Raw genomic sequence first — 18,814 nt, forward strand, 5'->3', positions numbered from 1 at the left:
GAGGCATCCCGGAAGTCGTCGCGGCTTGCTTGACACATGCGCCGAAGTCGCCAACGCGCACTGCGGATTGATTCACAGCGCAGTTCCAACGAAGTCGCTTGGGGCGCAACCGCTTGATGACGACGATGCCTTCCAACGACCCAAACATCTTCTGTGCAGGGTCGATGCACAAACGGAGACCTGACGTTGGACAAGCAAGTCGTCGACTACATCGTCGTCGGAGCCGGCTCGGCCGGTTGCGTGATCGCACATCGCCTCATCAAGGCAGGCCATTCGGTGCTGTTGCTCGAGGCCGGTCCAACGGACGCCGTCAAGTTCGTCAAGATGCCGGCGACGTTTGTGCGGGTGATCGGCACGGAGCGGTCGTGGCTCTATGAGACCACCCCGCAGCCGCATGCCAATGGCCGCAAGATGTACGTGCCGCAGGGCCGCATGACCGGCGGGGGCAGTTCGCTCAACGCGATGATCTACATCCGCGGCGCGGCGGCGGACTACGACGCGTGGGCCGAAGCGGGCTGCACCGGCTGGTCGTGGAAAGACGTGCTGCCGATGTTCAGGCGCGCCGAGAGCAACATGCGCTTTTCCGGCGCTATGCACGGCACCGACGGGCCGCTTCGCGTCAGTGACACGAAGTTCCGCCATCCCCTGAGCCTGGCCTTCCTCAAGGCTGCCCAGGAAGCGGGCTTGCCCTACAACGACGACTTCAACGGCGGCCGCCAGGATGGGGTGGGCTTCTACCAGACCACGACGATCGATGGGACGCGTGGCAGCACCGCGGCGACCTACCTCGCCGCGGTGCAAGGTGACCCGAAGCTCACACTGGTCAACGGTGCGCACGTGCTGTGCGTGACCATGGAAGGCGGCCAGGCGACCGGTGTCGAGTACCGACTGGGTGATGGCACGACGAAGCGCGCGACGGCGAACCGCGAGGTCGTGCTCAGTGCCGGCGCTCTGGCCAGCCCCAAGCTGTTGCAGGTCTCGGGCATCGGCCCAGGGGAGCTGCTGCAACGCATCGGCGTGCCGGTGCGACACGAGCTGGCGGGTGTCGGAGAGAACTTCCAGGACCACCTCGAAATCATTGTCCACGGACGGTGCCGCGAACCGATCAGCCTGCTCGGACAGGACAAGGGCCTCACCGCGTTGAAGCACGGGCTCCAGTGGGAGCTGTTCAAGACCGGATTGCTGACCTCCAACGTCGTCGAGAGCGGCGGCTTCGTCGACACGACAGGCAGTGGTCGACCGGACATCCAGTTCCACGTGCTCCCGGTGCTGGTCGGCGATGTCGACCGGCCGATGCCGGAGGTTCACGGCATCTCGATCGACCCGTGCTTTCTGCGCCCGAAGTCGCGCGGCCGCGTCCAAGCGAAGAGTGCCGACGCGACGGAGCAGGCGGAGTTCGACGGCGGCTTCCTCAGCGCACAGGAAGACGTCGACACGCTCGTACGCGGTTTGAAGCTCTCGCGTCGAATTCTCCGCATGCCTTCGTTGAGCAAGGTCATTGCAGAAGAGCTCTATCCCGGCCCGAACGAGCACATGCCCGATGCCGAACTCGAGCAGTTCGTGCGGCAGTACGCCAAGACCGTGTACCACCCTGTGGGCACCTGCCGCATGGGTACCGACGCGATGGCCGTCGTCGACCCGCAGCTGCGCGTGCGTGGCATCGGCCGGCTGCGCGTATGCGACGCCTCCGTGATGCCGACGATCTGCAGTGGCAACACCAACGCACCCACGATCATGATCGCCGAGCGCGGTGCCGAGCTGATGCTCGCGCGCTGACGGCGGCGGTGTCCTTCAACGACCCACCACCCACTACCGCCCCATGAACACCCAAGACCTTACTCAGCAGGAACTGGCACGCCTCAGCTTCTTGTCGCGGCGCAGCCGCGGCAACTTCATCGATGGCGCATTCCGCGAGGCTCACGCCAGCCGGCACATCGAGGTGGTTGACCCGGCTTCCGAGATGGTCGTGGCCGAGACGCCCGACAGCGATGCGGAGGACGTGAATGCCGCTGTCGCCTCCGCTCGCCGCGCATTGGAGGACTCGGCTTGGTCCCGCATGCGGCCGGCCGACCGCGAGCGAATCCTGTTCCGCCTGTCGCAGTTGATCGAAGAACATGGCGACGAACTCAGCGCAATGGAGACCTTGCAGGGCGGCAAGCTGCAGAGCGTGGCGCGGATGATCGACGTCGGCTTCTCTGCCGAGTTCGTGCGCTACATGGCCGGCTGGGCCACCAAGCTCGAGGGCAGCACGCTGCAGAACTCGATTCCGTTTCCGCCCGGCGCCCGGTACCACACCTACACGCAGCGCGAGCCCGTCGGTGTCGTGGCGGCAGTCGTGCCGTGGAACTTTCCGCTCGCCATCGCGCTTTGGAAGATCGCTCCGGCGCTGGCCGCTGGCTGCACGGTCGTCGTCAAGCCATCGCCCGAGACGCCGCTGACCGCGCTTCGCCTTGCGGCGCTGGCGATGGACGCCGGCCTGCCGGCTGGCGTGCTGAATGTCGTGTGCGGCGGCGGCGGCACGGGTGCGGCGCTGTGTTCGCACCCGGGCATCGACAAGATCAGCTTCACGGGATCCACGCCGACGGGACGCGCCATCGGCCACGCCGCGGTGGACCACATGACCCGGTTCACGCTGGAACTCGGCGGCAAGTCGCCGATGATCGTGTTGCCCGATGCCGACCCGGCCGCTGCGGCCACGGGCGCTGCGATGGGCATCTTCTTCAATCAAGGGCAAGTCTGCGCCGCCAGCTCGCTGCTGTACGTCCACCGCAGCTTGTTCGACAAGGTCGTGCACGAAGTGGCGCGGCTTGCCGAGGGCATGCGCATCGGCTCGGGTTTTGACCCCGCCTCAGAGCTCGGGCCGTTGGTCTCGCGCCGGCATTTCGATCGGGTGATGGGCTTCCTCGACGGTGCACGCATCGCGGGCGCAACCGCGCTGACCGGCGGGAAGCGCGCACGCGATGCCGGCTGCTTCGTCCAGCCCACCGTGCTGGTCGATGTGAACCCCGCGATGCAGATCGTGCGCGAGGAAGTCTTCGGCCCGGTGCTTGCGGCGATGCCCTTCGACGACGTCGAAGACGTGATCCGGCAAACGAACGCCTCGCCTTTCGGGCTCACGGCGAGCGTCTGGTCGAACAACTTGTCGGCCGTGCATCGCATCGTGCCGCGGCTGAAGGCCGGCACCGTGTGGGTCAACACCCACAACATGCTCGACGCCAATCTGCCCTTTGGTGGCTACAAGCAGAGCGGCATGGGCCGCGATCTGGGCCGTGCGGCCATCGAGTCCTACACCGAAGTGAAGAGCGTCTGCATGTCGATCTGACGCACCGACGATTTCAAAAACAATCAGGAGACAAGATGAGCAAGTTTGGATTGCCCGCCGCGGCTGCGGCGATGGCACTGGCCTGTGTCGTGCCTGCCGCCCAGGCAAGCGAGGGAGGTGGGTCGAGCTACCCCGGAGGCGTGGAGAACTTTCTGACCGGTGCGGCGCCGCCGCCCGGCTTCTATGTGCTGGAGTACGGCAACATCTACCGCGCCGACAAGCTCAAGGACGACAGTGGCAATGACGTGCTGCTGCCGGTGTTCAAGGTGGCGGCCAATGTGGTCTCCACGCGCTTCGTCTGGTCCTCGCCGATCACACTGGCCGGCGGCAACGTGATGCTGCACGCCATCGTCCCGCTGGTGGACCTGAAGGTCGAGGTGCCGGGCTTGTCGCAACGCAAGACCGGCCTGGCCGACATCACGTTCGGTCCGGGGCTGGCGTTCCACCACTCGCCGAACCTGCACAGCGTGGTCGGCTTCGATCTCGTCGCACCGGTCGGTCGCTACGACAAGGGCGACCTCGCCAACATCGGCCGCAACTACTGGTCGCTGCAACCGCTGTACACGGTGAGCTACCTCGACGCGGCCGGCTTCAACGGTGACTTCAAGCTGACCTTCAACTTCAACCGACGCAACAAGGACACCGACTACCGCTCTGGAAACGAGGTCTACCTCGACTTCTGCGCCGGTTGGGGCCTAGCAAACGGTTGGGTGCTCGGCGCGGGCGGTTTCGCCATGCGCCAGCTCTCCGAAGACAACCAGGCCGGGGCCACGCTGCCCGACAGCAAGGGCAGCGCATTCGCAATCGGCCCATCGCTGAAGTACGACAACGGCAAGGGTTGGTTCATCACCGCCAAGTGGCAGCGCGAGATGTCGGTACGCAATCGGCCCGAAGGCAGTGCTCTGTGGATCAAGACGATCCTGCCCCTCTGAACTCTGGAGACAACCATGAAGATCACTTTGAATCGGATCCTCGCCATCACCGCGTTGCTCGCCACGAGCGCCGCGATGGCTCAAGGCAAGCCCGTCTGCGGGCTCAACAACGGCAAGGCCGCGAGCGGTGAACCGATCGCACTCGGCGCCGTCGTGGGCAAGACCGGGCCCGACGACTTCAGCGCCTCGGCGCTGGCCTCGCAGGCCTATTTCAAGTGCGTCAACGCCAATGGCGGTATCAACGGCCGGCCGGTCGAATTCACGATTGTCGACGACCAGTGGAATCCGGAGGTCGCCGCCCAGGCGGCCGCCAAGCTGGTGAAGGATCGCAAGGTCCTCGCGATGGTGGGCAGCTCGAGCTTCGTCGAGTGCGGCGTCAACGCGAAGTTGTACGCACAGGAAGACGTGATGGTCATCGCCGGCGTTGGCGTGCCGCGCGAGTGCTTCTTCGCAAAGAACTACGCGCCGGTGAACGCCGGCCCGCGCGTCTCGGCCACGGTCGTTGCGATGTATGCCGCGCAACAGTACAAGGCGAAGAAGATGGTCTGCGTGATTCCCAACATCCCGAGCCTGGGCAACTGGGCCTGCGATGGTGCGAAGGACTGGGGCAAGGCCAACGGCGTGGAGGTGGACGTGATCGCCATCGACCCGGGCTCGCCGGACGCCACCTCCACGATGCTGCAGGCGGCCGCGAAGAAGCCGGACGCGATCATCCTGAACGTGCCCAAGGGCATCATGGTGCCGATGCTCGCTGCGGCCGAACAGCAGGGCCTGGCCAAGAAGATCCACTTCGTCTCCAGCACGCCGGCCTACAACTTCGACGTGCCCAAGACCATCGGCGCAGCCTGGAACGGCAATTTCGACATCCACCTGGAATTCATGCCGGTGGAGTCGGCCGGCGCGGACAACCTGAACTGGAAGGCGACGATGGAGGCCTTCGGCGCCAAGAGCGATCCGCGCGATTCGTTCGCGCAGGCCGGCTACCTGGCGGCACGCATCGCGACGGAAGCGCTGCTGAAGATGGATCCGAAGAAGATCGACCGCGCCAGCGTCAGCGCCGCGCTGCGCAACGTCAAGGGCTTCAAGAGCGACATCTTGTGCCGGCCGTTCTATGTGGGCGACGGTGCACGTCACAACGCCAACAGCAGCGGCCCGATCTCACAGGTCAGCGGTAACGGTTTCAAGCAGGTCAGCAACGGCTGCCTGATGGCCGCCGATCCCGAACTGAGCGACCTGCGCGAGCAGGAGAAGAAGTTCGGGCTCTGATCCGAGGTAGCTGAAATGCCCGATTTGTTGCCTTTCTTGATTTCGGGGTTGGGCGTAGGCGCGGTCTATGCGCTGTCGGGCGTCGGGCTGGTCGTGCTGTACCGCTCGTCGGGGGTGCTGAACTTTGCGTTCGGCGCGCTCGGCGCGGTGGCCGCCTACGTGGCCTGGTCGGCGCTCGACCACGACTGGCCGCTGGCGCTGGCTGCAACGGCCGCGGTGGCGACGTCGGTCGCCATCTCGCTGACTTATGGCCGCCTGCTCGCGCCGCGCCTGGCCGAACGTGGACCCACGGTGCGCTCGATCGGCACCTTGGGCTTGGCGCTCGTCGTACTCGGCTTCACCGAATGGTTCTGGGGCGAGCAGCCGCGCCGGCTCGTGCTGCCCACCGATGCAGGGGCGATCGAATTCGCCGATGTGCGGCTCACCTATACCCGTGTTCTCGGCCTCGCGGCCGCGGTGTCGATGATGGCCGCGGTGGGCCTGCTGCTGGCCCGCACGCGCATCGGCCTGGCGATGCGGGCGCTGGCCGATGAGCGTGGTCTGAGTTCCATCCTGGGCATCCGCGTGCTTCAGGTGGATACGGCAGCCTGGGTCATCTCGGGTGCCTTCGCCGGCGTGTGCGGACTCCTGCTCGCCAACATCGTGCGCCTGCAGGCGACGGTGCTGACCTTCCTCGTGATCCCGGCCTTCGCCGCAGCGATCATCGGCCGCTTGTCGTCGCTTCCAGTCACCGTCGCGGCCGGGCTGATGATCGGCATGCTCGAGGCGGTCGCCGTGCTGGTGCCCGGCTTCTCGGCGTTTCGCACGGCCACGCCTTTCATCATTGCGCTGCTGGCCATCGTGCTGTGGCGCGACGCTTCCCGAAAAGCATGACTCCTGATTCCATCCGACGCGAGCGGCGTGCCGCACGCCTGGCCCTGCTGCGCATGGTGCTGGTCGTACTGGCCCTCGGCGCGCTGGTGCCCTGGCTGGCCAACGCCTACTGGATCAGGACCTTGACCTCTTCGCTGGCGCTGGCCATCGCGGCCGCCGGCGTCGCGCTGCTCTATGGCCAGCTCGGCCTGGTGAGCCTGTGCCAGTACGCCTTGCTCGGCGTTGGCGGATGGGTCGCGTTGCGTGTGGGCCATGGGCTGCACTGGCCGTTCGAGGCGTGCGTGGTCGCCGGCGGGTTGTCCGCAGGCACGGTGGGCATGCTGGCCGGGCTGCCGGCTCTGCGCTTGAAGGGGCTGTACCTGGCCCTGGTGACACTGATGTTGGCAGGTGGCTTCCAGGTCGTGATCAGCGCCACAGGCTTTCCCGATGGCGGCGCGGGCTTTCTCGGGCGCATCAGCGGCAGCGAGCGGTTGATGTTGCCCCGTCCTGCCATTGCGCAGGACGAGGGCGCGTACTTCGCCTACGTGGCCGGCTGGCTCGCCGCCATGCTGGCGCTGTTGGAACTGCACCGACGCACGCGGGCTGGTCGATCGTGGGCGTTGATCCGCCGCGGCGAGGCGGTGGCCGAGGGCGCGGGTGTCAACGTGCTGCTGTACCAGACCTGGGCCTTCGGCCTCGCCGGCGTGTGCGCGGGCGTCGCAGGTGCCTTGCTGGCCGGTGCGGTGGGCCAGCTCGATGGCCGCGCGTTCGCGGCCAGTGAGTCGGTGATGTTGTTCGCGCTGTCGCTGATCGGCGGCGCCTACCACTGGGTCGGCGCGCTCGTCGCCGGTCTGCTGTTGCGCGCGGTGCCGTCGCTGCTGGTCGACCTGGGTGTCAACGGTTATCTCGCGATGGTCTTCTTCGGCGCCGCGCTGCTGCATGCGCTGATCACTGCGCCGCGCGGACTGGCCGGCCAGTGGCTCGCCGCGTTCCAGCGCCGGGCGACAAAGGGACAGGCATGATCGAGATCCGCGGCCTCACCGTGGCCTTCGGCGCCGTGGTCGCGATCGACGCGCTCGACGCGGTGCTCGACGCCCCGGTGTGTGGGCTGATCGGGCCGAACGGTGCGGGCAAGACCACCCTCGTCAACCTGCTCAGCGGCTTCGTGCAGGCCCAGGCGGGCGAGGTGCACGTGGGCGGCACGGCCTTGCTCGGCATGGACACCGCGCGCCGCGTGCGCTTCGGCCTGCGCCGCTCGTTCCAGACCGAGCAGGTGGTGGAGGACCTGAGCGTCTGGGACAACGTGCAATCCATGCTCGACCACGTGCCGCATCCCCACGACCAGGCCGACGCGCAGGTGCACCGGGCGCTCGAGCACGCCGGGCTGCTCGATTGCGCCGCGGTGCCCGGTGCCGAACTGGACCTGTTCCGGCGCCGCATGGTCGAAGTGGCCAAGGCACTGGTCGGCGTGCCGCGCCTGATCCTGTTCGACGAGCCGGGCGCCGGGCTCGACGAACGCGAATCGCGCGTGCTGCGCGACGCGATCGCGGCGATCCCCGATGCTTTCGGCGCCCAGGTTCTGCTGATCGATCACGACGTCGATCTGATCGCCGCCATCTGTACCCAGACCCTGGTGCTCGATTTCGGTCGCCGGCTTGCGCTAGGCCCGACGCGCGCGGTGCTCGACGACCCGGCCGTTCGCCAGGCTTACCTCGGCGCTTGACCTTTCACGACACGCCATGCTCGAAGTTCGCCAACTCCACGTTTCGCGCGGCGGCAAGGCCGTCGTCCATGGCTTCGACCTCGACGTCGCGGCCGGAGAGATCGTCGCGCTGCTCGGCCCGAACGGTGCCGGCAAGTCGAGCATCGTGCTCGCACTGGCCGGAGCCATAGCGCGCCGGCAGGGCCGCGTGAGCGTCAACGGCGTCGCGCTCGAGGGCCTCGCGTCCGACGCGGTGCGCCGCGCCGGGTTGGCCATCGTGCCCGAGGGTCACCATCTGCTCGGCAGCTTGTCGGTGCACGACAACCTGCGGGCTGCCGCGATGGTCCTGCCAAGCGCCGAGGTCGAGCCGGCCATCGCGCGTGCGCTGAAGATCTTTCCGGAACTCGAAGCCAAGCTCGCGCAGTCCGGGCGCTCGTTGTCCGGCGGGCAGAAGCAGATGGTCTGCATGGCGCAGGCCCTGCTCGCGCGCCCCAAGGTGTTGGTGGTCGACGAGTTGTCGCTCGGCCTCGCGCCGCTGGTCGTGCGGCGCCTTGCCGACGTGATACGACAGGCGGCTGCCGATGGGGTCGGTGTGCTGCTGATCGAGCAGTTCACCACGCTCGCGCTGACGCTTGCGAGCCGTGCGTGCCTGCTGCAGCGGGGCCGGACGGTGTGGTCGGGCGCGGCACAGACGCTTCGCGAGCAGCCCGAGATCCTGCACGGCAGCTACCTTGCATGAAGAAGCGGACGGTGGCTCAGCGCCACGCAAAAACGCGTTCGTCGCCGTCGCTTCATCAGGAATAACCAGGAGATCGACATGAAGATATTGCGTTTGGGTAGGTTGGCCATCCCTTCGCTGGCGCTTTGGGCCGCCATGGTCGTTCAGGCTTACGGAGCCGACGGGTCTGACCCGAATGCCGCGCCCGGTTCGCCGAGCGCGGTGCTGACGGAAGTGAAGGTCCCTGGCACCGCACCGATGTCGGCGACGGCCGTCGATCTGGCTGCAGCGGGCTATAACGCGCGGGAGTTCTATGCCGAGGGCAAGGCCAACCGCTATGCGGGGGTCGGAGCAGGCTCGCTGCAGACAGCGACCGTCCTCGATGGCGGCTGGGCCTACCGCACTCGAGTCATGGTGAGGACGCCGGCGCAGAAGAGGTTCAACGGCACGCTCGTCGTCGAGTGGACGAACGTCACCGTCGGCGCCGACTTCGAGTTCGCCAGCGCGGAGGCGTCGACCTACCTCCTGCGCGAGGGCTACGCGGTGGCTGTCGTGTCAGCGCAGCGCGTCGGCGTCGAGAGACTGAAGACCTGGAGCCCGACGCGCTATGCGGGACTTTCGGTGGACGTGAACGCGTGCGGTGCCGATGGCACGTCCGGCACCGCCGGCACGTCGCTGTGCACCGACGATCCGCTGTCGTTCGACATCTTCACGCAGATCAGCCAAGCGCTGAAGCGCAACGCCGGGGGAAGCAGTGCGCCCATGCCGGGGCTGGTCGTTCAAGATGTCATCGCGATCGGCCAGTCGCAGTCGGCCAGACGGCTGCAGAGTTACTACAACTCGATCCAACCGCTGTCTGGCGTGATCAACGGGTTCGTGTACTGGGATCTGTCGAACCAATTGCGGTCGGATCTGAAGGTCCCGGCGATCAGCGGCCAGTCCGAGGCGCTGGCCCTGATCGTCGGCCCGTGGACGACGTCGGAGTTCACTCGGCGGTGGGATGTCGCCGGCTCGACGCACGCGTCGCTGTACGCGTCGCAATACATCGACGCGATGGTCGCTCGCGATCAGTCCATCACCAGCGCAAGCGGACCGATCTCGTTCACGCGATGGATAGAGCCGACATGCACCACACTGCCACCCTTCACCACGGTGGATGTGGGGCTGGTGTTCAGCAACGCGATCGATTCAGTGCGCCGTTGGATCAGGACCGGCGCGCCGGCAGCGCCCTCGATCAACTTCGAACGGGATGCCTCGGGCGCGTTGGTCCGCGATGCCGATGGCAGGGTCAAGGGTGGAATTCGCCTGGCCCAGTTCACCGCACCGACAGCGGATCAGAAGGCAGCACCCAATGGCACGAAGTTCCCGTGCAGCATCTCCGGCTGGCATCGCGACTACGCGCGTTCGGAGCTGAAGACCTTGTACGGCGACCACACCAATTTCGTTGCACGGGTCACCCATGCAATGGTCCAGGCGGCCACGGCCGGATACATCCTCCCGGTCGACGCCGTGGCGGCGATTCGAGATGCCGAGAATTCGGACGTGGCGAAGTAGGGCGCTGGGCGGGGGCGCTGTGCAGTGATCGGAGGCACGATCGTCCGGTATGCCGAACACAACAATGAAGTTGGACACTTGATGAAAAAAGCGACCCGTACCCCGCACCCTGATGCCCGTCGCCGCACGGCCGGCGGGGAATTGATCGGCTCGCAGGAAGCCAACGGCACGCATGCCTGGCGTGGCATCCGCTACGCACAGCCGCCCACCGGGGCGCTTCGCTGGCGCGCACCGCAGCCGCTATCAGCGTGGGATGGCGTGTTCCATGCGCTGGACCATGGGCCGATGGCGCCGCAGTACGCCGGCTTGCTCGCGCCGGTGCCGGCCAAGCTGCATGGCCGCATCGTGGGCGATGAAGACTGCCTGTCGCTGAACATTTTCGCGCCCGCCTGGGCGCCCGACGCTGTGCCCGTTGATGGTCAGCGCCGTCCCGTCATGGTGTGGATTCACGGGGGCGGCAATGCGGTGGGGACCTCGGCCAGCTACGACGCCGCGCGCAACTACGCGGCGCACGACGGCATGGTCGTCGTCACCGTCAACTACCGGCTCGGGGTGCTCGGCTGGTTCTGTCATCCCGCGCTGCACGAGGCGGACGCGGCCACGGCTGAAGAGCGCTCGGGCAACTTCGGCACGCTGGACCTGATCGCCGCCCTCGGTTGGGTGCGCGACAACGTTGCCGCCTTCGGCGGCGACCCGGGCTGCGTGACGATCTTCGGCGAATCGGCCGGCGGCCAGAACGTCCTGACCTTGTTGGCCAGCCCGCTGGCTGCTGGCCTCTTCCAGCGCGCCATCGCACAGTCGCCGGTGGCCGAGACCTTCAGTGTTCGCGAGGCCACCGAGCGCAATGACCTCCTGCTGGAAAGCCAACGCACCAGCGCTCGCGAAGTGGTCGCCCGGCTGTGGACCGCAGCCGGCAAGGCGCCGGATGCGGATGCCGCCGATCAGGCATTACATGCCATGCCCGCCACCGACCTGGCGACCTGGCTGCGCTCGCTCAAGCCCGAAGAACTGTTGAACGTCTTCAAATCAGGGAGCGTCGGCATCTATCTGTGCCCGCGTCCCGTGCGCGACGGCGTCGTGCTGCCGCTGGAGCCGCTGCCCGAGGTCTTCCGCCGTGGCGCATGGAACCGCGTGCCGGTGATCATCGGCAGCAACCGGGACGAGTACCGCACCTTTCTGGCCGACAAACCCGAGCATGTGCGGCTGCTCTTCGGCAAGTTGCCTTTGCTCCGCGACCGCGCCGAGTACATCACCGAAGCGAACTTCTACTCGCAGGCCTGGCGCTCGCTGCATGTCGAGGAGCCTGCGGATGCGATGCTGGCCGGTGGGCACGCCGACGTCTGGACCTACCGTTTCGACTGGGATGAAGCACCTGCCGTTCCGTTCGTGCGACCCGACATCCTGCTCGGCGCAGCGCACGGCATGGAGATGGCGTTCGCCTTCCGTGACACCGCGGGCGAGCTGGACATTTTCGGCATCAACACGTCATTCAATCGAGCCGGGCGGCGCGCCGTGGCGCAGGCCATGGGCGACGCGTGGACGAGCTTTGCGCGCGCGGGTGTTCCTGGATTGTCCGGCGCCGCGCAATGGCAGCGGCGCACACAGGGCACGACGGCCGAGACACTGTTGATCGACAGTCCGGCCGGAGGTGGTCTGCGCATGGCCGCTGTGCGCCAGAACATCGCGTCGCTCAAGGCGTCGCTTCGGCTGTCGCCGCAAGTCAGTTCCGGCGAATCACGCTGCCGCATCTATGCCCGCGTCTTCTTGTGGTCACCGCTGTTCGTGGGCCTCGGCAGCGAACAGGAGTACGCCGAGTGGGGTCGTGAATTCGGGTGCGCGCAACCGGCAGCAGCGTTCCGGCAGCTGACGGAGGTCTGAAGAGGACCGGCGCAGCGCGCTACGCCGTCAGTTTGGCGGCCCGTGTCTCGGCAGCCTCGCGTTGGCACGCGCCGGGTGTCAGACCGTAGCGCTGCTTGAACAGGCGACTGAGGTGGGCGCTGCTCCTGAACCCCCAGGCGAAACCGATTTCCGCGGCAGAGCGGTTCGCATGGGCTTCATGCGCGAGCGCCGAGTGGCAGCGCTCGAGGCGGGTGTTCCAGATTTCACGCTCCAGGCTGACATCGTCGTCTTCGAAGACACGGTGCAAATAGCGCTTGGAACAACGAAGTGCATCGGCGATGCGCTGAATGCTCAGCTCCGGATCCGACAGGTGCGTCTGAACGTACTGGCGCACGCGCATCTTGAGCAATGAAGGCAGCGGCACCGGCTCCCCGATGCGCCGCAGCGTTTCGGCCAGCGTCGAGCCGAGCAGCCCCATCACGGATTCGCTGACCGCTTGGCCCACACCGTCCGGCAGGCCCGGCAGCTGTTCGCTCAACGCACGGAGGTAGCTTCCGAACACGCCGTGCAGGCCGGCCACGTTGTCGCTGCCCAACTCGCCCGCGTGCGGTCCGGGCAGGCGCAGCCCGGCGAGCAGCGAACGCGGCACCTGTGTCACGAGCAGCGTACAGCGCTCAGGGTTGGTGATCGAGTACGGCGCGCGAGGGTCGTACAAGATCCAGTGGCCCGGCTGCAGCACCACGCGGCGTTGCTGCTGTTCGACGATGCCGCGGCCGCTGACCTGCAGCACCAGCTTGTAGAAATCGTCGCTCGGCAGGTCACCGCAGGCGGCGTCGCGCTCGACGTGGTGAGCCGGCGCGTCGATGCGATACATGCGCAGCGAGCCGACGTCGAAGGCATCCAGCGAGGCATCCAGCGGCCCGTCGTTCAGACTCGAAACGCGCAGGCGGCCGAAGTACCGCGTGGTGATGTTGCTCCAGGCTTGCGCTCGATCGCAGGCGAGCACTCGGTTCGTCGACCAGTGTGTGTGTTGCATGTGTATCCGCGCGGTTAACCCAGGCAGTCTAGCGGCGCGTTTCGCGCGCCGCCCTAGTGAAACCGCGCAGGTCGGGCGGCCGACATTCCACCACGGTGCCCTGCCGATTGACTGACAGCGCACTTTATGCCGATCGCGAAACGGACCATGTAGTCTGCCCGCAGCGACGCTGGACGCCATCGGCGCCGTGCCAGACAGGACCCTCGGCACACACGTCGGGATCCCACCTATTGCTCGTAGAACGCGCGCGCCTGATCGAACGCGGGCCGAAGAAAAGAAGGACGCCCCCATGAACAAGCGCCGCCGACTGCTGCTGGCTTCCTTGGCCAGCACGGCCTCTTCGATCTTTGCTGCCGAATCCGGCGTCGGCGACGGTGAGATCCTGCTCGGCCAGAGCGCCGTTCTGAGCGGTCCGCTCGGTCCCGCAATGCAGGGATTCAATGCCGGTGCAAGTCTGGCATTCGACGACGCCAACGACAAGGGCGGCATCGCCGGCCGCAAGGTGCGGCTGATCTCACTGGACGACGAACTGAAGCCCGAGCGCACTGTCGCCAACTACAAGACCTTGCTGGCGGAGCACAAGGTATTTGGGTTCTTCGGCTGCGTGGGCTCGGGGAGCACTGTGGCAGTCGTGCCCATCCTGAAGGAAAGCAACGCGCCGCTGATTGGCAACTTTGGGCTGTCTGATACGGCGCGCGAGAAGGCCAAGGGCGCTGCCTACTTCGTTCGCGCCACCTATGGCCGCGAAGCCACCAAGTTGGTGCAGCATCTGAGCACTGTCGGCATCAGCCGCATCGCCGTGGCGTACTTAGACAACCCGGGCGGCCAGGAAGTGCTGGCGCTGATCAAAGGCGCAGTGGTTGCTGAAGGCAAGGCCAAGGACCTGGCAGGTGAAGCCGCGGTGAAGATCGACGGCAGCAACGCGGTGGCGGCCGGCAAGGCACTGGCCGCGATGAATGCCCAGGCCATCGTGTTGTTCATGGGCGGCACGCCGGCGGCGCATTTGATGCTGGCGATCGGCGAGGCCGGCGCATCGCCGTCGTTCTACGGCATGTCGGTGGTGGATGGCGATCAGGTGGCCAAGACCATGGGCGCCAAGCTGCGTGGCTTGGCCACGTCGCAGGTGGTGCCCTATCCGTGGAGCGAATCGGATGCCACCGCGCAGGCCTTCCACAAACATTGCGAAACGGCCAAGCTGCCGGTGGCCTACCACGTCTACGAGGGTTACCTGAATGGCCTGTTGGTCAACGAGGGCCTGCGCCGCGCAGGGCGAAACCTGACCCGTGCCTCCCTGCACGCGGCGATGCATGGGCTCAAAGCCCGCATCGGCGGTATCGAGTTTGACTACACCGGCGGCAACGCCACCGGGTCGCGATTTGTCGAACTGGTGCATGTCAGTTCTGAGGGCCACTACCGCCGTTGAAAATCAGCCTCCGGCTTATCACTTACCTTCGTGCGGTTTCAACCGCGGGCCTGCACGCAACTGCAGCATCCGTGAGAAGCCGAGCACGGCATTGAGCGGTGAACGAACGAACCGCTCGTCTATCGGGCGGTTCGTTCGTCGCAGGGTCGTCGTCAGTTGCAGGTGAGACGGGCGAGCGCCTTGCCCGCGCCGGCCACGGCGGGCAACTTCTGCTTCACGCAGGCCGGGTCCTGCGCCGTGTACGCGTAGGAGATGCCAACCGGGAAAACGCCGGTCGTGATCCAGTCGGTGGCGTCGCGCGACGGAGAGGACCCGCTGGCCACCCAGGTGATGCCGAAGCTGCTGAAGTCGGCCGGTGTTTTGATGTTGTTGTTGCGCAGTTCCCAGTAGCCGATCGCCGTGCTGTCGCGCGAGGTCACGGGGTTCTGCGAGTTCTCGAAGTAGTTGCTCTCGATCAGCGAGTAGCCGCCCATGCGGATGTTCGCGCCCGAGGTTATCGCGCCGGTGTACAGGTTGTTGTAGAGGTGGGTGTAGCCGCCGCGCTGCAGCGGCAGGCGTGAGCCGACATTCTCGTAGACGTTGTGGTGAAAGGTGATGTAGCGATCGCTCGAATCGTCGTCGCTCGAGCCGATCAGGCCGACCTTGTGGTGGTCGTGGAGGTGGTTGTACGAGTAAGTCAGGTGGTGCGCGCCGGCCTTGTTGTCGAGCAGGCCGTCGAACTCCAGGTCGCCCGCGCCCGAGCACTCCTTCAGGCTGCTGAACAGCGTGTTGTGGTCGATCCAGATGTAGCCCGGGAACTTGCCGCTCTGGCCCTCGATGCCGATGGCGTCGATCGAACCGGGCAGCAACCCGATCGTCATGTTGCGGATGATGATGTTCGTGGCATCGGCCTTGATCGCCAGCCCGAAGTTGGCCGATGAGCCGTCGGCGCCCTCGATGGTGACGTTGCTCTTGTTCTTGACCTCGACGATGGCGCCGGCGGGCAATTGCCACTGGGTGCAGGCGTCGGTGATGGCGGCGAAGTCGAACGTGCCGGTGTAGCGGATCACGAGCCCGCCGGTGCCGGTGTAGGCGTCGATGGCGGCCTGCATCTGAGTCGCGGTGGAGACAGTCAAGGCTGCAACGCTGCCGCCACCGGTGACCGTCCCGGCGAAGCCGCCGCTAACGCTGCTCGAAGCAGCAGCAGGAGCAGGTGCTGGTGCTGGTGCCTCCGCCACCGATGATGAGCCCGTCGCGTCGCTACCTCCTTCGCCGCCGCAAGCCGCCAGCAAGAGCGATGTCAACAGTGCACTCGCAGCGCGCGAACGGTGAAACTCCTGGCTTGTTCGCTTCATTCTTTTCATGAGATTGCTTCCGGGTTGATGCCCCGGCATGAAGGAACAAATGTCCGAAGCGGGAGCAACTCCGATACGCACGCTGCGTGCCGAAATTGCGATTCGGTCCCTTCTCTCCGATGTGAGCGAACTTTGTCGGAAGTAATCGATATTCCCGCGCAAGAACCAGTCAGCTCGACATCAATGCGACCACATTTGTCTCGTTGTGACGAAGCAGGGCAGTTGGCGATCGGACACTGATGGCGGGAGAACAACGATGGCCTGACATCAAGTGCCCGCAGCGTGCGCGAAGCACCATTTTGAGAGCATGCGGACGAAGAGAACGGTGCGTGACGCATGGGCTCGTGTCGGCGTGGATGCGCTTCCACGATCGCTCCACGGCGTCCTGCGGATTGACTCACAGCGAACATCATGCCGATAGCGGCACGGACCATGCTTGATCCCGCGAAGGTGAGCAAACGGGTCATTCACATCGAGCTTCGGCAGGTAGTACATGTTGGCCCCGACTTGCGCCTGAATCACCTCCGGGGAACTTGGGCTTCTTCCGCCCCCCAAGCACGAACCGGCGCACGAGCGGATGGGTCTTGCGGCCGGAAACGGTCGGCTCGTCAAAGGTCCCGTTCGTCCACCAGCAGCGACAGCAGCCACAACTTCAGGCGCAACCACCAACCGCTGTCCGGCTCGTCGACGGTGGCGCTGGTCTGGCCCTGCTCCTCGAAGTGGGTCCATTCGATGGTCTGGCCGTCAGGCTTCAGGCGAAGGTTGTAGACGCTTGTGAAACGGTCGCTTTCGAGCCAGGCAGCGAAGGCCCCGGCCAGCACCGGACTGTCGATGACGACGCCCATCTCGGTGTTGCCCACCGCCGAGCGGGCGTCGAGATTGGCGGACCCGACCAGCAGGCGTTGCCGGTCGACGACCGAAACCTTGGCATGCAGGCGCGGAGTCGACCGCCCGAATTCGCCGAACCGCCGCACGCGGCGGGTTTGCGTCGGACTGAGCTCGTACAGTTCCACGCCCAGGCGCAGCATGTCCACCCGGTAGGCCGCGTAGCGGTCGTGCACCAGCGGCTCGTCGGTGGAGCCCAAAGAGTTGGTGATGAGCATGATGCGAGTGCCATTCGCACGGGCCGTTCGAATCAGCGGCATGCCGACCTCGCCGGGCACGAAATAGGGCGAGACCATCACGACTTCCTGCTGCGCGGCGGTGAGTGCGGCCAGCAGCCCGCTCACCGCTTGCGTCGGTTGCGTGGCGAGCGTCGCGTCGCTGGCCTTTTCGGGCCGGTCGGCATGGACCTGCGCGGCCGCATAGGACATCGTCAGCCGGCCTTCGCTCAACTGGGCCCCGATCGTCGATTGGCCCAATGGATCGGTGGGCATCTGCGGCGCCGTGACGCGAGCATCTTTCACCGCGCGATCGAAGTGCAGTCGAGCCGCCGCTGCGTCGACGGGCTTGCCCAGGACCGTCTGCACCGGCCACGCGAGTTCGCTGTTCCAGTAGAGGTCGAACGCCGCCGACAAGTCAGTCACCACGCGGCCGGTGGAGAGGACATCCATGTCGATGAAGTTGGCCTCTCGGTTCTTCATGAAGTATTCGTCGGCGATGTTGCGCCCGCCATAGATGGCCACCGCGTTGTCGGCCACGAACAGCTTGTTGTGCATGCGGTGGTTGTAGAGCTGGAAATCGCCCGGCGACAGCACGAGCCGGAACACCGGCGCACCGCGGCGCAACGGCATCGGGTTGAACAGGCGCACCTCGACGTTCGAGAAGGACGCCAGCCCGATCAACAAGTCATCGATCTCTGCAGCGAAGAAGTCGTCCACCAGCAGACGGACGCGCACGCCGCGCAGGGCGGCGTCGCGGAGTTCTCGCAGCAGCGTGCGTCCGGCTTCGTCGCGATGAATGTAGTAGTACTGAAGGTCCAACGACTGCTCGGCCCGACGCGACAGGGCCACGCGTGCGTCAAAGGCGAACTCGCCGACCGACAGCAGCCGAAAGCCCGAAGGTTGAACCTCGTCCGGCGGGCGGCTGGACGCCGCCACGCGCGCCAGTGCCGTGGCCGCGACGGCGGTGGCGGTGAAGGCGCGCGATGCGGGCACCTCGCCACGCGGCGGCAAGGAGCCGCACGCTGTCAGCAGTGAAACAAGTGCCAGGACCAGGAGCCATATCAAGCGCGTCGATGACATGCCGCTCGAAGGAATGCGCGAGGCCAGGCTGTTCATTGGTTGGCTTTCCGATCCAAAGATGCCCGCGGTATCAAGCGCCAAGGAAGGAAAGAGCCTTCGACACGAAATCGGCGTGGTACTGGAAGATCCCACCGTGTCCGGCGTCTTCGTAGATCACGAGTTCTGCCTTGGCGATTCGTCGGGCCATGTCCCTGCTGTTGACGGTCGGGACCATGATGTCGTTGTCTCCGTTTGCGATCAGGACCGGGATCCTGACGCGGCTGAGATCCTGAGGCGCCTGGCCACCCCAGGCCTTGATTGCCTTGAGCTGGCGCAGGAAAGAACTTCGGGTCGCGCAGTGTCAGCAAGCCTTTGATCATGAGCGGCCAGGACACCGCTCCGACCTTCGCGATCCCGGTACCGCCCGCCGGACCCGTGCCGGTCAGAATGAGCTTTCGCACCAGGTCGGGCGCCTTGAGTGCGACGTCCTGTGCCACAAATCCTCCGAGCGAAAAGCCGAGCAAGTCGACCTTGTCGAAGCCCAGCGCGCGGATGAGGGCAATCGCATCGCGCGCCATTTCGTCGATGGTCACAGGCGCCGTTCCGCTCGACGCACCGATACCGCGGTAGTCGGTCCCGATCACGCGATGCTTGCCACGAGTGGCACGCCGTCC

14 protein-coding genes and 1 pseudogene are annotated in these 18,814 nt (G+C 66.0%); 11 read left to right on the plus strand and 4 right to left on the minus strand.

Going from position 1 to position 18,814, the window contains the following annotated elements; all coding sequences use genetic code 11:
- Window positions 1–186: 186 nt before the first annotated feature.
- From AC1DTW_RS09820 to AC1DTW_RS09865, 10 genes are all read left to right on the plus strand, one after another.
- Window positions 187–1,776 carry a GMC family oxidoreductase gene (locus AC1DTW_RS09820; protein WP_477980875.1) on the plus strand — a complete coding sequence of 530 codons (1,590 nt, stop codon included), beginning with the start codon at window positions 187–189 and terminating at the stop codon, window positions 1,774–1,776.
- A gap of 43 nt (window positions 1,777–1,819) precedes the next feature.
- The gene (locus tag AC1DTW_RS09825; RefSeq protein ID WP_477980876.1) at window positions 1,820–3,322 is read left to right on the plus strand and encodes an aldehyde dehydrogenase family protein; all 1,503 of its coding nucleotides are present in this window, start codon (window positions 1,820–1,822) and stop codon (window positions 3,320–3,322) included.
- Window positions 3,323–3,357: 35 nt separating this feature from the next.
- Window positions 3,358–4,254 (plus strand): SphA family protein, encoded by an 897-nt coding sequence (locus AC1DTW_RS09830; protein WP_477980877.1) that lies wholly within the window; start codon window positions 3,358–3,360, stop codon window positions 4,252–4,254.
- A gap of 15 nt (window positions 4,255–4,269) precedes the next feature.
- A complete protein-coding gene (locus AC1DTW_RS09835; protein WP_477980878.1) occupies window positions 4,270–5,520 on the plus strand; it encodes an ABC transporter substrate-binding protein in 1,251 nt (416 codons plus the stop codon).
- Between the two features lie 15 nt (window positions 5,521–5,535).
- Window positions 5,536–6,393 carry a branched-chain amino acid ABC transporter permease gene (locus AC1DTW_RS09840; protein WP_477980879.1) on the plus strand — a complete coding sequence of 286 codons (858 nt, stop codon included), beginning with the start codon at window positions 5,536–5,538 and terminating at the stop codon, window positions 6,391–6,393.
- Window positions 6,390–7,394: a branched-chain amino acid ABC transporter permease gene (locus AC1DTW_RS09845; RefSeq protein ID WP_477980880.1), complete on the plus strand. Its 1,005-nt coding sequence runs from the start codon at window positions 6,390–6,392 to the stop codon at window positions 7,392–7,394. Before AC1DTW_RS09840 ends, AC1DTW_RS09845 begins: the two co-directional genes overlap by 4 nt.
- Complete coding sequence (locus AC1DTW_RS09850; RefSeq protein WP_477980881.1) at window positions 7,391–8,095, plus strand: ABC transporter ATP-binding protein; 705 nt, start codon at window positions 7,391–7,393, stop codon at window positions 8,093–8,095. The genes AC1DTW_RS09845 and AC1DTW_RS09850 overlap by 4 nt, the downstream gene beginning before the upstream one ends.
- Before the next feature lie 16 nt (window positions 8,096–8,111).
- A complete protein-coding gene (locus tag AC1DTW_RS09855; RefSeq protein WP_477980882.1) occupies window positions 8,112–8,813 on the plus strand; it encodes an ABC transporter ATP-binding protein in 702 nt (233 codons plus the stop codon).
- A 78-nt stretch (window positions 8,814–8,891) separates the two neighbouring features.
- Window positions 8,892–10,346 (plus strand): alpha/beta hydrolase domain-containing protein, encoded by a 1,455-nt coding sequence (locus tag AC1DTW_RS09860; protein ID WP_477980883.1) that lies wholly within the window; start codon window positions 8,892–8,894, stop codon window positions 10,344–10,346.
- Between the two features lie 81 nt (window positions 10,347–10,427).
- On the plus strand, window positions 10,428–12,224 hold the full coding sequence (locus AC1DTW_RS09865) for a carboxylesterase/lipase family protein (protein WP_477980884.1): 1,797 nt from the start codon (window positions 10,428–10,430) through the stop codon (window positions 12,222–12,224).
- A gap of 19 nt (window positions 12,225–12,243) precedes the next feature.
- On the opposite strand, the gene AC1DTW_RS09870 is transcribed toward AC1DTW_RS09865, so the two are convergent.
- Window positions 12,244–13,191 carry an AraC-like ligand-binding domain-containing protein gene (locus AC1DTW_RS09870; RefSeq protein WP_477980885.1) on the minus strand — a complete coding sequence of 316 codons (948 nt, stop codon included), beginning with the start codon at window positions 13,189–13,191 and terminating at the stop codon, window positions 12,244–12,246.
- 319 nt (window positions 13,192–13,510) lie between these two features.
- Here AC1DTW_RS09870 and AC1DTW_RS09875 point away from each other — a divergent pair, with 319 nt between their 5' ends.
- Window positions 13,511–14,644, plus strand: coding sequence for an ABC transporter substrate-binding protein (locus tag AC1DTW_RS09875; RefSeq protein ID WP_477980886.1), 1,134 nt, complete (start codon window positions 13,511–13,513; stop codon window positions 14,642–14,644).
- Between the two features lie 152 nt (window positions 14,645–14,796).
- Here the strand turns inward: AC1DTW_RS09875 and AC1DTW_RS09880 are convergent, their stop codons facing one another.
- From AC1DTW_RS09880 to AC1DTW_RS09890, 3 genes and pseudogenes are all read right to left on the minus strand, one after another.
- The gene (locus tag AC1DTW_RS09880) at window positions 14,797–16,017 is read right to left on the minus strand and encodes a pectate lyase family protein (RefSeq protein ID WP_477981062.1); all 1,221 of its coding nucleotides are present in this window, start codon (window positions 16,015–16,017) and stop codon (window positions 14,797–14,799) included.
- A gap of 569 nt (window positions 16,018–16,586) precedes the next feature.
- The gene (locus tag AC1DTW_RS09885) at window positions 16,587–18,197 is read right to left on the minus strand and encodes a phospholipase D-like domain-containing protein (protein ID WP_477980887.1); all 1,611 of its coding nucleotides are present in this window, start codon (window positions 18,195–18,197) and stop codon (window positions 16,587–16,589) included.
- Window positions 18,194–18,796: pseudogene (locus AC1DTW_RS09890) on the minus strand (alpha/beta fold hydrolase); the annotation flags it as partial. The gene AC1DTW_RS09885 and the pseudogene AC1DTW_RS09890, both read right to left, overlap by 4 nt.
- Window positions 18,797–18,814 lie beyond the last annotated feature (18 nt).

The sequence above is a fragment of the Rhizobacter sp. P5_A1 genome, from assembly GCF_056400745.1.